Source organism: Snodgrassella sp. CFCC 13594 (assembly GCF_001590725.1).
Classification (GTDB): domain Bacteria; phylum Pseudomonadota; class Gammaproteobacteria; order Burkholderiales; family Neisseriaceae; genus Snodgrassella.
Genome location: NZ_LQXR01000111.1, coordinates 1 through 299, shown reverse-complemented (window position 1 = coordinate 299; position 299 = coordinate 1). Strand labels below are relative to the sequence as shown.

Annotated in this window: 1 protein-coding gene; it reads left to right on the top strand. The window is 47.8% G+C overall.

The annotated features are described in order from the left end of the window. The coding region (locus tag A2F46_RS12800; protein WP_197457683.1) for a hypothetical protein at positions 1 to 242 on the top strand (242 nt) is incomplete at its 5' end. Between the last annotated feature and the right edge of the window lie 57 nt (positions 243 to 299).

The window sequence follows — 299 nt, the reverse complement described above, 5'->3', positions numbered from 1 at the left end:
GTGTATGGGGTGGAAGCAGCAATCAGGATGTGGTGCTGAATGCGCAGCAAGTACAGTTATCAGACCAGATGACCAAAAATATGTCTGATGCCACTGGTGGCGTACAGGCTTCTAAATCTTATACGCTGACCATTGCCAATGCCGATGGAAGCAAAGCAACGGGTGAATTTATTACACGTGATAATTTTGCCCAAGTTGCGAATGAATGGGCGAATTACAGTGCCAGATCGTTGAGTAATTAAAGGGGCATAAACGCTGCGATGCGCCCCGCATGTGCTAGGTATCGTAGCGGTGGCATT